This is a genomic window from Aquibacillus salsiterrae (genome assembly GCF_028416595.1).
GTDB lineage: Bacteria > Bacillota > Bacilli > Bacillales > Amphibacillaceae > Aquibacillus_A > Aquibacillus_A salsiterrae.
In genome coordinates, this window is the sequence record NZ_JAMQKC010000003.1 from 131846 (window position 1) to 146279 (window position 14434).

General features: G+C 38.0%; 13 protein-coding genes. All 13 read right to left on the minus strand.

Features of this window, described 5'->3' with window-relative positions:
* Positions 1 to 197: 197 nt before the first annotated feature.
* Complete coding sequence (gene rny / locus NC799_RS05300) at positions 198 to 1760, minus strand: ribonuclease Y (protein WP_272445333.1); 1563 nt, start codon at positions 1758 to 1760, stop codon at positions 198 to 200.
* A 318-nt stretch (positions 1761 to 2078) separates the two neighbouring features.
* Positions 2079 to 3119, minus strand: coding sequence for a recombinase RecA (gene recA, locus NC799_RS05305; RefSeq protein ID WP_272445334.1), 1041 nt, complete (start codon positions 3117 to 3119; stop codon positions 2079 to 2081).
* Positions 3120 to 3304: 185 nt separating this feature from the next.
* Positions 3305 to 4555, minus strand: coding sequence for a competence/damage-inducible protein A (locus tag NC799_RS05310; protein WP_272445335.1), 1251 nt, complete (start codon positions 4553 to 4555; stop codon positions 3305 to 3307).
* Positions 4552 to 5130 (minus strand): CDP-diacylglycerol--glycerol-3-phosphate 3-phosphatidyltransferase, encoded by a 579-nt coding sequence (gene pgsA, locus NC799_RS05315; protein WP_272445336.1) that lies wholly within the window; start codon positions 5128 to 5130, stop codon positions 4552 to 4554. Before pgsA ends, NC799_RS05310 begins: the two co-directional genes overlap by 4 nt.
* A 72-nt stretch (positions 5131 to 5202) precedes the next feature.
* Positions 5203 to 6102 carry a helix-turn-helix domain-containing protein gene (locus NC799_RS05320; protein WP_272445337.1) on the minus strand — a complete coding sequence of 300 codons (900 nt, stop codon included), beginning with the start codon at positions 6100 to 6102 and terminating at the stop codon, positions 5203 to 5205.
* Positions 6103 to 6120: 18 nt separating this feature from the next.
* Entirely contained in the window at positions 6121 to 6912 is a 792-nt protein-coding gene (locus NC799_RS05325) for a YmfK family protein (RefSeq protein ID WP_272445338.1), read from the minus strand.
* Between the two features lie 161 nt (positions 6913 to 7073).
* Positions 7074 to 7334 (minus strand): DUF3243 domain-containing protein, encoded by a 261-nt coding sequence (locus NC799_RS05330; protein WP_272445339.1) that lies wholly within the window; start codon positions 7332 to 7334, stop codon positions 7074 to 7076.
* A 126-nt stretch (positions 7335 to 7460) separates the two neighbouring features.
* Positions 7461 to 8168: an elongation factor P 5-aminopentanone reductase gene (gene ymfI, locus NC799_RS05335; RefSeq protein WP_272445340.1), complete on the minus strand. Its 708-nt coding sequence runs from the start codon at positions 8166 to 8168 to the stop codon at positions 7461 to 7463.
* 2 nt (positions 8169 to 8170) lie between these two features.
* Positions 8171 to 9460 carry an EF-P 5-aminopentanol modification-associated protein YfmH gene (gene yfmH / locus NC799_RS05340; RefSeq protein WP_272445341.1) on the minus strand — a complete coding sequence of 430 codons (1290 nt, stop codon included), beginning with the start codon at positions 9458 to 9460 and terminating at the stop codon, positions 8171 to 8173.
* Positions 9453 to 10739: an EF-P 5-aminopentanol modification-associated protein YfmF gene (yfmF, locus tag NC799_RS05345; RefSeq protein WP_272445342.1), complete on the minus strand. Its 1287-nt coding sequence runs from the start codon at positions 10737 to 10739 to the stop codon at positions 9453 to 9455. Before yfmF ends, yfmH begins: the two co-directional genes overlap by 8 nt.
* A 161-nt stretch (positions 10740 to 10900) precedes the next feature.
* The gene (locus tag NC799_RS05350) at positions 10901 to 11860 is read right to left on the minus strand and encodes an ABC transporter permease (protein WP_272445343.1); all 960 of its coding nucleotides are present in this window, start codon (positions 11858 to 11860) and stop codon (positions 10901 to 10903) included.
* A 1-nt stretch (position 11861) separates the two neighbouring features.
* Positions 11862 to 12911, minus strand: a complete 1050-nt coding sequence (locus tag NC799_RS05355) for an ABC transporter permease (protein ID WP_272445344.1) — start codon at positions 12909 to 12911, stop codon at positions 11862 to 11864.
* Positions 12911 to 14419, minus strand: a complete 1509-nt coding sequence (locus tag NC799_RS05360) for an ABC transporter ATP-binding protein (RefSeq protein WP_272445593.1) — start codon at positions 14417 to 14419, stop codon at positions 12911 to 12913. The genes NC799_RS05355 and NC799_RS05360 overlap by 1 nt, the downstream gene beginning before the upstream one ends.
* Positions 14420 to 14434 lie beyond the last annotated feature (15 nt).

Genomic DNA, 14434 nt, shown 5'->3' on the forward strand with positions numbered 1-14434 from the left:
ACTTTTGAATTAAGTTAAGTTTTACATAGTTACTTCAAAAAGTCAAAGAAAGCGCAACCATAGGCATGATAGACTCATACATTGTGCAATATTTTAAGAAAAGCGCAAGTCGCGCCTCGCTAGACAACTCTTGGATCTTTTTATACTTTCTTATCTGTAAATAAAGAGCGACCTCTTAATCAAGGTCGCTCTTTTTGTTATTTGGCATATTCTACTGCTCTTGTTTCACGGATAACCGTTACTTTAATATGACCTGGATAATCTAGTTCATTTTCTATCCGCTTTCTAATATCTCTAGCTATTCGTAATGATTCTAGATCATCGATTTCATCTGGTTTAACGATAATTCTAACTTCACGACCTGCTTGAATAGCAAAAGATTTCTCGACACCATCATAGGATTCCGATATTTCTTCTAACTTTTCAAGTCGCTTAATATAGTTTTCTAACGTTTCACTTCTGGCACCAGGTCTTGCAGCTGATAATGCATCTGCTGCTGCTACTAAAACAGCGATCACGGAAGTTGGTTCTTCATCTCCATGGTGGGAAGCAATGGCATTAATGACTGTCGCATTTTCTTTATATTTCGTTGCCAATTCTTTACCAATCTCGACATGACTTCCTTCCACTTCATGATCAATCGCCTTTCCGATATCGTGAAGCAAGCCAGCGCGTTTTGCAAGGTTCTGGTCCTCACCAAGCTCTGCAGCAAGTAAACCTGATAAATACGCTACTTCCATTGAATGCTTTAATACATTCTGACCATAGCTCGTTCGATATTTTAAACGACCAAGTATTTTAACAAGGTCAGGATGTAGGCCATGTACGCCTACTTCAAACGTTGTCTGTTCACCAACTTCTCGAATATACTCGTCCACTTCTCGTCTAGACTTATCAACCATTTCTTCTATTCGCGCTGGGTGAATACGTCCGTCTTGAACGAGTTTTTCTAAGGCTATCCGAGCTGTTTCTCTTCTAATCGGATCAAATCCAGATAAAATAACAGCTTCTGGTGTGTCATCTATAATTAAATCGATTCCAGTAAGAGTTTCAAGTGTACGAATGTTTCGTCCCTCTCGCCCTATGATGCGGCCTTTCATTTCATCATTTGGTAAATTTACAACAGATACAGTTGTCTCGGCAACATGGTCTGCTGCACAACGCTGAATTGCCAGAGATAGAATGCTCTTGGCTTTTTTATCAGCCTCTTCTTTTGCACGATTTTCAGCCTCTTTAATTAATATTGCTGACTCATGGCTTACCTCTTTTTCCACACGTTCTAAAATAACCTGTCTAGCTTGGTCAGTTGTATAACCGGAAATGCGTTCTAGCTCAGCTTGCTGCTCGCTTAACATAGCTTCCACTTTGCTTTCCATTTCTTCAATTTGTTGTTGTTTTTCCGCTAGCGAACTTTCCTTTTTCTCTAACATGAGCTCACGCTTATCCAGCGTTTCATCTTTACGGTCCAGATTCTCTTCTTTTTGCATCAGACGGCTTTCTTGCTTCTGCAATTCTGATCTTCTCTCGCGAAGTTCCTGTTCAGCTTGTTGACGAAGACGATGATTTTCATCCTTAGCTTCAAGCAATGCCTCTTTCTTAGCTACTTCAGCATTTCGATGTCCTTCTTCGACAATTTGTTTGGCCAAATCTTCTGCACTAGAAATTTTCTTTTCAGCAATAGATTTCCGAATCAGATAACCAACAACAATACCGACGATTAGGGTAAGCAAAATGGAGATGATAAAAATAAATACTTCCATGGTTTCACCTCCTCTTGCTATAAACTTGTACAATCATTTTAAAGTCGGCATGTACATTCTTACACGTCATCAATCTTTTCATTAAAAGAATGTATAATGAATAATAATATTATACATAAACAATTTTAATCTCCGAGGGTATATAATGTCAAGGAATCGTCCAATATATGTAATAAAATAAACAAAAAATGTTGGAATCCGTCGAACAAGAAAAGCGTAAGGCGCCCAGAGCTATACAGCGCTTGGATCTTTTTATACTTTCTTATCTATAAAAAAAATCCTTGTTGCATCTAAACAACAAGGATCTCATTAACTATTTTACATATCTAATACTTCTTGTGCTTGCTCTTGATCAGCCGCTTTTGGTGGTAACGTATCTAAATTATAATGTGTTCTTACCGCTTGGTAAATTTCATTTGCCATCGCTTCATTTTCTTTAAGGAATTGTTTTGCATTCTCACGACCTTGGCCTAAACGCTCATCATTGTATGAATACCAAGCGCCACTTTTCATCACAATATCTAAATCAGAAGCAATATCGATAAGCTCACCTTCACGCGAAATACCTTCACCATACATAATATCCACTTCGGCCTGCTTAAATGGAGGCGCAACTTTATTTTTCACGACTTTAATCCTTGTTTTATTACCGACCATATCATTACCTTGCTTTAATGTTTCTGCACGTCTAACTTCAAGTCTTACAGATGAATAGAATTTAAGCGCACGTCCACCTGGTGTTGTTTCTGGGTTCCCAAACATAACACCAACTTTTTCACGAATTTGGTTAATAAAGATTGCTGTTGTTTTCGATTTATTAATCGCACCCGACAACTTCCTTAGCGCTTGGGACATTAAACGAGCTTGCAGACCAACGTGCGAGTCTCCCATCTCACCCTCAATTTCAGCCTTAGGAACTAAAGCAGCAACAGAGTCAATAACAATCATGTCAACTGCTCCACTTCTTACCAATGCTTCTGCTATTTCTAATGCTTGTTCCCCAGTGTCAGGCTGTGAAAGTAACAATTCATCAACATTAACGCCTAGATTACGTGCATAACCAGGGTCAAGTGCGTGTTCGGCATCGATAAAAGCGGCTTGTCCACCTTGTCTTTGTGCTTCTGCAATGGCGTGCAGGGAAACTGTCGTTTTACCTGAAGATTCCGGACCATATATTTCCACTACTCGCCCTCTTGGATAGCCTCCAACTCCTAGTGCTATGTCTAAAGCAAGCGATCCGCTAGAGACAGTCGCAATCTTCTGTTCAGCCTGTTCCCCTAATTTCATAATAGATCCTTTACCGAATTGCTTTTCTATTTGCTTTAAAGCCATATCTAAGGCTTGTTTACGATCGCTCAATTTACTTCCCCCTTTAAATATTAACTAATACCATCATAACTTGTTTTTTGAGATTTAACAAGCAAAAAACCGAATAAATGTTCCCTTATTTTCCAACTATATTTTACATAGAAAATCAAATAACCACTAGGAAGTTTTCGTATTTTAATAGTAGTTAATCATTCGAACTTTCAATTTTAACTGATTTAAAGATTTTTTACAAAGGTATACAATAATTCGTATCCTTTCTTGACCGTTCGTGTGCGAATCGCTTCACGGTCACCTTGGAAATCAAATTTTTCCGAAATTAGTTTCCCTGAGGCATGAAAGATACTAATATGTACACGTCCAACATCTTTTCCCTCTACCTTGTCGGGTCCTGCGACACCAGTAAAACTAATGCCAATCGTTGCATTTAGTAGCGAACAAACGTTTCGAGCTAATTCGTTGGCACATTCCTGGCTAACAGTACCGAACTGTTCAAGGATTTCTTTCGGTACATTTAATACGTTCTGTTTGACACTAGGCGCGTAACAAACAACCCCACCTTGGACAACCGATGAAGCACCTGGAATCGACACAAGACCCTCCACAAACTTTCCGCCCGTGAGACTCTCCGCTGCAGCAATCGATTGAGATTTAGCGTTCAGCACGTTTACTAATTGTTGTTGAATCGATACTTCATCATAACCATAGAAATATTGCCCAACACGATTGAGAATTTCCTTTTCTGTTTCGTCAATGAGACGATTTGCCTCCTGATCATTTGCTGCCTTAGCTGATAACCTTAAGGCAACTTCCCCTTCCTGTGCAAGGGGTGCGATCGTAGGATTTGATTGATGATCAATAATCTGTTTTAAATCATGTTCTAATTGAGATTCCCCAATTCCAATAAATCTTAACATTCGTGATTTGATTACCGTATTTAACTGTAATTGTTGTTTTAAGTATGGTAATACACCTTCTGTCATTAATGACTTCATTTCCCTTGGAACCCCAGGCATGAAGATCCATCTCGCTGTTGTTGTTTCGACATACATCCCTGGTGCCATACCAACCGGATTTTGAAAAACATATGCATCCTCAAACACGTGGGCCTGTTTCCGATTATTTGGTGTCATTTGACGATTGGCTTTGACAAAATACTGTTCAATTTTATCCATTGTAACAGTATCCTCTTTTATTGTTTTGTTCGTAATAGCGGCAAATGCTTCTCTCGTTAAATCATCATCGGTTGGACCGAGCCCACCTGTCACAAATATAAGATCTGATCGTTTGTTAGCATCTTCAAACACCGACTTAACTCGCTCTAAATTATCACCAACAACACCATGATAATAGACATGGATACCATAGTCGGCAAGCTGTTGTGATATCCACTGGGCATTGGTATTTGCGATTTGGCCTAAAAGTAATTCTGTTCCGACTGCAATTATCTCAGCTTTCCATTCTCTCATTTAGAATCCCTCATTACATGCCAATTTTTGACGAAATAATCATATCCTGAAACTACTGTAACAATTAAAGCTAAATATAGCGTAATCGTAGCAAACGGTAATCCAATATAGGAAAACGGATAGTTGTGTAGTAATAGTGCAGCAATGGAAACAATTTGAAGGACTGTTTTTAATTTACCCATCTTACCAGCCGCAAGCACAATCCCCTCTCCTGCAGCAACTAAGCGTAATCCAGTAACTGCAAATTCTCGACTAATAATAATAATAACAACCCAGGCAGGTGCCAAGCCTATTTCAACTAAAAGGATTAACGCAGCTGACACAAGTAATTTATCTGCTAATGGGTCTAAAAATTTCCCAAGATTGGTAACAAGATTATATTTCCTTGCATAATACCCATCGACCCAATCCGTAGTAGAAGCAATAATAAATAAAAGTGCTGCGTAGAAATGAGTTATAGGTAAATCGCGCTCCCCAATATTCCAACTTCCCCAATCAAACGGAATAGTCATAATAGCAATAAAAAACGGAATTAATAAAATTCTTGAAATCGTAATACGGTTAGGAATATTCATCTAAACTCCTCCAATATGTAATGTGCGTTAGATAAACCCTTTCCATGATGATGAAAAGGGTTTATCACTATACTATGGTGTTTCACTTTTTATATTAATCCAAACTTCTTGAACTTCATTTGGATTGATATCATCCGGGAATTTCACCTCGATCTCATTAAGACGAATCGAGATAGTGGTAGGATTTCCAACTCTTAAGTAAATTTGTTTTTCACCAGACATGTCAATTTCTGCTGGGGAATTGTCTTTCGTCAACGTTTCGTAAAAGAAACTTTTCCCAAGACCGTTTTCAACTTCTAGCCAATTTTTATCAGTCGTCTGGAACACTAGCCTTAAGTCATCAGAATTACTGATAAAATCATAGGTCGTTTGACCATTATCTTGTTTAGTTACTGTTATTTGAGGTTCTGTTGCTGGTGGTTCTTCGTTTTCAGTTGGTGACTCTTCTACTTGACTATCTTTGGCCTGCTCTTGCCCCATTTCTTTTTCGTTACTATCTTCACTCGACTGATCTGGTGGCAAGGTCACTTGGTCCCCATTATTTTTTTCAACGTCAACCTGTTGTTCAGGTTGATCTGTAGATTGTTGATAAAAATACCAGATAGTAAAAGCCACGCCAACGATAAGCAAAATGGCAATTACAGTAGGTAAAAAAGAAAAGATAGCAGGACTTTTCGTTGAGGTTGACTCTTTACGACTACGCTGTACCCGTGAAAATTGGATGGTCTTATCCTCTGTGGATACAGGTAACTCTTCTTTATACTCATCCATTAACTGATCAGGATCTAAGTCAACGGCAGTGGCATATTCCTTTATAAAAGCCCTAACATAAAAATTACCTGGCATTATATCGAAATTGCCTTTTTCAATTGCTTGTAAATATCGGGTTTGTATTTTAGTTATTTTTTGGACATCTTCTAATGACAGTTTCTTTTGCTCTCTTGCTTCCTTAAGCCTTGTACCAATTTCCATATTCAACACCATCCATTGTTAAAAATCAAACATTGAGAAACCGTTCGATTGGCCAAATCCATTGTTCTCAATCGGGTCATAGGTTATTTCTTCGTTTTCATCATTCCTAAGTTCGATAATATAATCAAAATCTTCCAATTTATACTCTGTTTGTTGGACAAAAATGTCAGGATGTTCAACTACTTTGGTAGCAGGTAACCTCATTATTTCTCTTACCAATTCCCAATGCTTCTCACTCGCTCTTCTAGTAGAAACAATTCCGTCAATAATATAGATATTGTCTAAGCTGTATTCTTCCTTAATCAATTGACTTCGGATGGTTTGTTTTAGCAACGTACTCGAAACAAATAGCCATCGTTTGTTGGCACACACACTCGCAGCTACGATTGACTCTGTTTTTCCTACTCGTGGTAATCCTCTTATCCCAATTAGTTTGTGCCCATCTTTTTTATATAATTCAGCCATGAAATCAACCAATAGTCCTAATTCACTTCGAATAAATCGAAACGTTTTTTTATCGTCAATATCACTGTGAATATACCGTCCATGTCTGACTGCTAACTTGTCTCTTAGTTTTGGTTTTCTTAATTTTGTAACGTTAATCGTGTCCATTGTGTTTAAAATCGACTTTAAGCGTTCGATTTGTTCATCTTTTCGAGATAGTAGTAACATTCCTCGTCTACTATTTTCTACACCGTTAATCGTTATTATGTTAATGGAAAGCATTCCCAACAAAGAAGAAATGTCGCCTAATAACCCCGGGCGATTATGTTGAATTTCATATTCTAGGTACCATTCCGTTTTTTCCATCGTAAAACTCCTCAGACAGGCTAATCTACTACTACCATCATAAATGATTTTATTCCATTAGAAAAGGTAATAATTAACTGAAAAGAAGTTTTTAACCATTCTAACGAGAACAAAGCCCCTGCAACGTAAATAGCAAGGGCTTTGTTTGCACTATTTTGTTATTATCTACCTGTACCTTCGCTTTGAACAAGCTTCACCATAATATTGGCGATTGCGTGCTGCTCTTCTTTGTTAGCTGCATTCCACATCTCGCGTAACACAGCTTCTTGGTCGTTTTTTGCATCGACTTGGTTTGATAGGTAACCACCAATTTCATAAGCAAGTTCAGTAATTGCCTGTTGGTTCATCCCTTGACTCTCTGCTTGGTGTAAACGGTCACCAAGAAAGTCTTTCCATGATTCGAAATTATCAAGAACAGACATGTTTATTCCTCCTTCATTCAACTTACAACCATAGCATTTGAAATATCGCTAACTTTATACATGAAATAAAGTAAGGAATAATAAAACATATCGTCAAAAGGAGATCCACAATTTTCCAAAAATAATCTAATCCCATCCTCCAGTAATTTCAATGACTTCACCATGAATGTAAGCTGATTCTGCACTAAGCAAGAAGGCAACCAGGTTTGCTACGTCAACTGGCTGACCAGACCTAAGTAAAGGAATTTCTTCGATTAATTCCCGCTTTTCTATAGCAGAAAACACTTGATTCATCTTGGTGTCAATAAACCCGGGGCTTACCGCGTTCACTCTAATTCCACTTGGTCCAACTTCTTTCGCCAATGCCTTAACAAAAGTATTTTGTGCACCTTTAACTGAGGAATAGACCACCTCGCAGCTAGCACCTTTCGTTCCCCAAATCGAAGAAATAAGTATAATATTTCCCTTTTTATTCGTGATCATGTTGGGCAGTAAATACTTCGAGATCATCCACGGAGCCTTAACATGAAGATGAATCATCCGATCCATTATCTGCTCCGTCGTATCTTGAAACAGGCCAACATGACTTATCCCACTTGCGAAAACAACATTTTCAATCGAATCATCTAAGTGCTCGAGAAACTGATGGATGCCTTGTGATGTACTTAAATCACCTTGAACGATTGAATCAATCGATTCTGCTACTAATTCGTTAAATACCTGTTTATCTCGGTTATAGTGAAGGATAATCCGATGTCCTTCAACAGCTAATTTTTTGACAATAGCTAACCCAATATCCCCACTTGCACCAACAACTAAACACTTTCCACCCATGACTACCCTGCTTTAGGGATGATTTGGCATACAGCAATTCTATTTTCATCTACCCAATGAGTTAGAAAATCATTAGCTTGATCCAAAGTTAAGTTCTCAATAATAGGTAATACCTCAAATAGGTCGATTCCAAGCATCGTATAATGGATGAATTGATTCGCAATAAACTCCAAGGAATTCAGTGAACGTAAAAAATGACCGATTTTTTTTCGTTTTATTCGCTCAAAATCTTCCTCATTAAGTGGTGATTCTTTTAACTTCTGCAACATAGTGGTGATGGCATCAGCTAGTTCGTCTGGTTTTGTTGTGTTACCTCCAAGAATAGAGAAACCAAAATCCTTTTCTAGGTTTGTCTCATAACCAAAGCTGTTATCAATTAGGTCTTTATCGTACAACTGTTGGTAAAACTCACCACTTTTTGAGAAAAAATGATCAAGAATCATGTCTGTCAATAAATCCTGCCGAATAAAGCTATGCTTGTCTGAAACATCAATCTTCTCCTTTATGCCCACCATACACTTCGAAACAGAAACAGGCATTTCGATGACATGTTTTTTCTTCGCTACCTGCTCTGGCTCTTCAGGGAACGACCGTTTTATCTCCTCGACTGACGGGAATTTTTTTGCGGATTGATTTTGTTGAATCAGTTCCATCATTTCTTCTGGTTCGAAATTACCTGCGACAAAGAAAATCATGTTTGATGGGTGATAAAAGGTCCGGTAGCAAGTGTAAAGATCCTCTTTGGTAATTTCTGCGATAGATTCAACCGTTCCTGCAATATCAATTTGTACAGGATGATTTTCATATAAGCTTTGTATCGTACCAAAAAATGCTCGCCAATCCGGTTGGTCATCATACATTTTAATTTCCTGTCCAATAATACCCTTTTCTTTTTCCACTGATTTATCTGAAAAATAAGGGTCCTGAACAAAGTTTAACAGTGTTTCAATATTCTCCTTAATACTACTTGTTGATGAGAATAAATAAGCTGTTTTAGTAAATGACGTAAAGGCATTTGCCGAGGCTCCTCTTTTTGTAAAATCTTGAAAGACATCACGGTCTTCTTTTTCAAACAATTTATGTTCAAGAAAATGAGCAATTCCATCAGGTACTGTAATTGTTTCTGTTTCACCGATTGGAACGAAGGATTGATCAATCGACCCATATTCTGTCGAAAATACTCCATATGTCTTTGCCATCTCTCGTTTTGGTAAAAGAAATACGCGTAGTCCATTTTCTAATGTATCAGAGTAAATGGTTTCTTTTAGTTGCTCGTAATAACGTTTATTCAATCGAATTACCTCCTTGACTAGTTAAGAAGTAAACAGTGTCTAATTCGAGTCTTTTTCCAACTTCTAATATATCTTGCTTTTTAACCTGCTTTATTTTGGCCATTAATTCTTCTGGTGAAATCGTCAAATCAGCTAAAATTTGATGGTACAACACTTCTATTAAGCCTTGTGGATGGTCTAATGTCTCAAGAAACTGATTAACTACCATTTGTTTTGTTTCTTCGACTTGATCATCAGAAAAGTCTCCAGATTGCATTGCTTCCATCTGTTCGATAATGATATTCTTTGCTTGTTTATAATCTTTTGGGTCAATCCCACTAAAAACAAACAATAATCCCTTGTGACTTTCAAACCTGGAGGAAGCATAATACGCTAAGCTATGTTTTTCCCTCACATTCATAAACAGCTTGGAGCTCGGGAAGCCACCGAAAATTCCATTAAAAACTTGTAAAGCAGGGTATAACGGATCACTGAACGTAATGTTTGTTCTGTAGCCTAAATGCAATTTCCCTTGCTGAACATTTTGGGCTTCGACAATTTCTTTTACATCCGCTATCTTCTGGGTAATCGTTGGATTTGGTTGATTTCTGTCCTCTTTTTCTCTTGCAAAATAAGTTGCAATTAATTCTTGTATCGAGAAATCCCCTAAGTCGCCCAGCACATAAATATCGAGCTCATCTTCAACTAACATGGTTCGGTAATAGTCAAAAAGATTTTTCGCATCAATTGCCTCGAGGTCTTCTTCATAGCCTTGAACATGAAGCTGATAAGGTTCCTTTTGACACATTTCATCAATTAGTCTCATATTGGCATAACTCATTTTGTCATCAATGACAGAATCGATTTTTTGTTTTAATGTTTGTTTTTCACGATTGACAATTTTCTCATCAAAGCTTTCTTTGTTTCCTTTTGGATGGAAAATAATCTGATTTAACAAAGCTAGAGCTTCCTTGATAATTTCAACATTAGAAGTTAGGTAAGCTTGGTTGGCCACTTCCATCCGAGCCGTTATAATATGGCTTTCACCTTTTTTTGCGCTATCGATAGTGAAAACTGTTCCAAATAAATCATCTAACGCCGTTCGCAACTCTCTAGCTGATGGGTATTTTTCAGTACCTTGCTGCAATATGTAGGGCAACAGTGCTCTTTCGGTGACTGTAGTTCTTTCTAATGGCGCTTTAAATTTGACAATCATGTTAATTGTTTTATATTTCTTACTAGGAATAAGATGTAGGTTATAGCCATTTTCTATAATGATTTCCTCTTCAATCGGTTGCATAAACTTGTATACCTCCCTATTTCATCATTTTCTATTTAGGTTTTCATCCATTTAATAAGATTACTTGCCTTTGTCTTTGTTAGTATACCCAAAAAGAAACCCGGTAACAATTACCAGGTTTCTTTTATTCAAAGAACATCCATTTTAAAATATCACTTTTTCTAACGACTCCCCTTAATGTAAGGCTGACCATTTGCTTTAGGAGCTTCTGCTCTACCGATAAATCCTGCTAGCGCTAGGATTGTTAGTAAGTAAGGAGCGATGGTTAAATACACAGACGGAACATCCGCTAAGAAAGGAATGCTCGAACCAACGACACTTAGCGTTTGTGCAAAACCGAAAAATAATGCCGCTCCAAGAGCCCCTAACGGATGCCATTTCCCAAAAATAACTGCTGCTAAAGACATAAACCCTTGTCCGACAATGGTTGCCTGAGAAAAATTAAAGGCGATCGTTAACGCAAAAACTGACCCGCCCAAGCCACCTAAGGCACCAGAAATAAATACAGCAATATACCGCATTAAATAAACATTAATTCCATTCGTGTCTGCAGCCATAGGGTGTTCACCAACTGATCTCAATCGCAGACCAAAAGATGTTTTAAACAAAATATACCAAGCAACAAAGGCTAATAGAATAGCTACATAGGATACAGCGTAAACGCCTTGGAAAAAAATCGGACCGACAATAGGAATATCAGATAATAGCCAGATATCTGTTGTATAAAATGGTTGATCCACCATATCCGTCTGACCTTTCCCATACCATTGCTTCGTTAAAAATACACCTAACCCAAGTGCTAAAAAGTTAATTGCAACCCCGCTAACAACTTGGTCGGCGCGAAACGTGACCGATGCAACCGCATGTAATAAAGAAAAAATGGCACCTACAATCGAAGCAACGAGTATCGAAATCCATGGTGTGACAGCTCCAAATACTTCAGCAAAGGTCAAATTGAATACTATACCAACGAACGCCCCCATTACCATTAACCCTTCTAAACCGATATTAACTACACCCGACCGTTCACTAAATACCCCACCAAGGGAAGTTAAAATAAGAGGAGCGGAGTAAAACAGGGCGATTGGAATAATTGATTGTAACGTATCAATAAATGTCATTTTATTTCTCCTCCTTCTTGAAGAAGCGAAGTAAAGTCCACCGGATTATATAACTTGACGCAACAAAATAAATAATTAATGCGATATCAATTTCCACCAGTTCAGAAGGCACTCCGGCTGAAGTAGGCATATTTAGAGCTCCTATTTTTAATATCCCAAACAAAAAGGCAGCAATAACTGAACCTAGAGCTGTATTTCCTCCTAGTAATGCAACGGCAATGCCATCAAAACCTAAATTAGTAAAGGATGAGTTAGCAGACATATATCCAAATGTTCCTAATCCTTCCATCGCACCAGCAAGACCAGCAAAACCTCCAGAGATCATCATAGCTAGAATAATGTTTTTCCCAACATTCATCCCTGCATAGTTTGATGCATGTTGATTATAACCAACAGCTCGAAGTTCATATCCAATCGTTGTCTTCTCTAACAGGAACCACATGATAACCGCAGCAAATAAAGCAATTAATATTCCATAATGCATTCGTGAATATCCGGTTATTTCCATAAGCCATTCAGACGCTAAGGAAGCGGTGTTTTCAATTGGGGCCGTCGAGTCACTTTTATCCGTTAACACATTTCGAATCAGATAGTTTGCAACGTGAAGGGCAATATAGTTCATCATAATAGTAATAATGACCTCATGTACACCGCGTTTTGCTTTTAATAAACCTGGAAGAAATCCCCATAGTGCACCAGCCAATGCAGCAGCAATGATTGTCAATGGCAAATGAATAATGGTTGGCGCTTGAATGGAAGCACCTACCCATACAGATGCTAACCAGCCTACAATTACTTGCCCTTCGGCACCAATATTAAATAGGCCACTTCGAAAGGCAAATGCGACGGCAAGTCCAGTTAATATATATGGTGTTATTTGACGAATTGTTTCTCCGAAGAAATAAACGTTTCCAAAAGCGCCGTTCCACAGTGCAATATAACCTGCGATTGGATTATAACCAAATATCAGCATGATAATGGCACCAGCCAAAAGTCCTAATACTACAGAAATAATAGGAACGATAAGATTTATCATCCTAGTAGATAACATCACTCTCCACCAACTTTCTCTTTCTTACTACCAGCCATCAGAAGTCCGAGTTCTTGCTCATTTATTTCTCCTGGTTCAACCGTTGCAACAATATCTCCATCGAACATCACAGCAATCTTATCACTTAAATTCATAATTTCGTCTAGTTCAAAAGAAACAAGTAATACCGCTTTACCTTTATCTCGTTCTTCGATTAACTTGTTGTGAATAAATTCAATTGCCCCAACATCAAGACCACGAGTGGGCTGTGCAGCAATAATTAAATCAGGAGACCTGTCTACTTCCCTAGCAATAATTGCCTTTTGTTGATTCCCTCCAGATAGTGCCCTTGCTTTTGTATATTCACTCGGTGTTCGTACGTCATACTCCTGAATCAATGTACGGGCATGTTGATACACATTCTTAAACGATAATACCCCACCTTTAGCAAACGGTTGTTGATAATAAGTCTGGAGTACCATGTTCTCACCTATAGGAAAATCAAGTACAAGCCCGAATTTATGACGGTCTTGTGGTATATGCGAAACACCTGATTGGGTAACCTTCCTCGGTGTCAAGTTCGTGATATCTTTCTCATTAAGCATGATTCTGCCTGCTTCAGAAGCTCGTAGGCCAGTGATAGCCTCAATCAATTCAGATTGACCATTACCATCAACACCAGCTATCCCTACTATTTCCCCTGCTTTCACTTCCAAATTCAACCCTTTTACCATCGGCACATTTCTTGCATCGTGAACACGCAAATCTGTAATGGAAAGAACGGCATGCTTTGGCTCTGCTTGTTTCTTTTCTGTTTTAAAATTAACCTCACGACCAACCATTAAAGAAGCTAATTCGTTTGGATTTGTTTCCGAAACATTAACGGTTCCAATACCTTCGCCTTTACGAATTACTGTACAACGATCACACACTTCCATAATTTCTTTTAATTTATGGGTAATAAGGATGATGGAGATACCTTCTTTGATTAATGATTTCATAATGGTTATTAATTCTTTTATTTCTTGTGGGGTAAGAACAGCAGTCGGTTCATCAAGGATTAAAACTTCAGCCCCTCGGTATAGCGTCTTTAATATTTCAACCCGCTGTTGCATCCCGACTGAAATATCACTAATTTTCGCTTGGGGATCTACTTTTAACCCATAGCGTTCAGACAACTCTAAAACTTCTTTCTCCGCCCTCTTCATGTCTATCATTCCGAATTTTCTTGGTTCATTTCCCAATATGATATTCTGTGTTACGGTAAATGTATCAACAAGCATAAAATGTTGGTGAACCATGCCAATTCCTAAATCGTTAGCAACATTTGGATCGGTAATATTTACTTTCTTCCCTTTGACTCGTATCTCCCCTTTTTCAGGCTGGTAAAGACCAAATAATACATTCATCAATGTAGATTTACCCGCACCATTCTCGCCGAGAAGAGCATGTATTTCTCCTTGTTTAACCTGAAGAGTAATATTATTATTAGCAACAATACCCGGAAACTCTTTTCGAATGTCAAGCATCTCTATTACAAAGTT

What these genes read in the sequence shown, in the direction of transcription:
- NC799_RS05360 (WP_272445593.1), bottom strand. Translation starts at nt 14,419, where the DNA reads ATGCTTGACATTCGAAAAGAGTTTCCGGGTATTGTTGCTAATAATAAT.
- NC799_RS05325 (WP_272445338.1), bottom strand. Translation starts at nt 6,912, where the DNA reads ATGGAAAAAACGGAATGGTACCTAGAATATGAAATTCAACATAATCGC.
- NC799_RS05330 (WP_272445339.1), bottom strand. Translation starts at nt 7,334, where the DNA reads ATGTCTGTTCTTGATAATTTCGAATCATGGAAAGACTTTCTTGGTGAC.
- yfmF (WP_272445342.1), bottom strand. Translation starts at nt 10,739, where the DNA reads ATGCAACCGATTGAAGAGGAAATCATTATAGAAAATGGCTATAACCTA.
- NC799_RS05310 (WP_272445335.1), bottom strand. Translation starts at nt 4,555, where the DNA reads ATGAGAGAATGGAAAGCTGAGATAATTGCAGTCGGAACAGAATTACTT.
- pgsA (WP_272445336.1), bottom strand. Translation starts at nt 5,130, where the DNA reads ATGAATATTCCTAACCGTATTACGATTTCAAGAATTTTATTAATTCCG.
- NC799_RS05320 (WP_272445337.1), bottom strand. Translation starts at nt 6,102, where the DNA reads ATGGAAATTGGTACAAGGCTTAAGGAAGCAAGAGAGCAAAAGAAACTG.
- NC799_RS05350 (WP_272445343.1), bottom strand. Translation starts at nt 11,860, where the DNA reads ATGACATTTATTGATACGTTACAATCAATTATTCCAATCGCCCTGTTT.
- rny (WP_272445333.1), bottom strand. Translation starts at nt 1,760, where the DNA reads ATGGAAGTATTTATTTTTATCATCTCCATTTTGCTTACCCTAATCGTC.
- ymfI (WP_272445340.1), bottom strand. Translation starts at nt 8,168, where the DNA reads ATGGGTGGAAAGTGTTTAGTTGTTGGTGCAAGTGGGGATATTGGGTTA.
- NC799_RS05355 (WP_272445344.1), bottom strand. Translation starts at nt 12,911, where the DNA reads ATGTTATCTACTAGGATGATAAATCTTATCGTTCCTATTATTTCTGTA.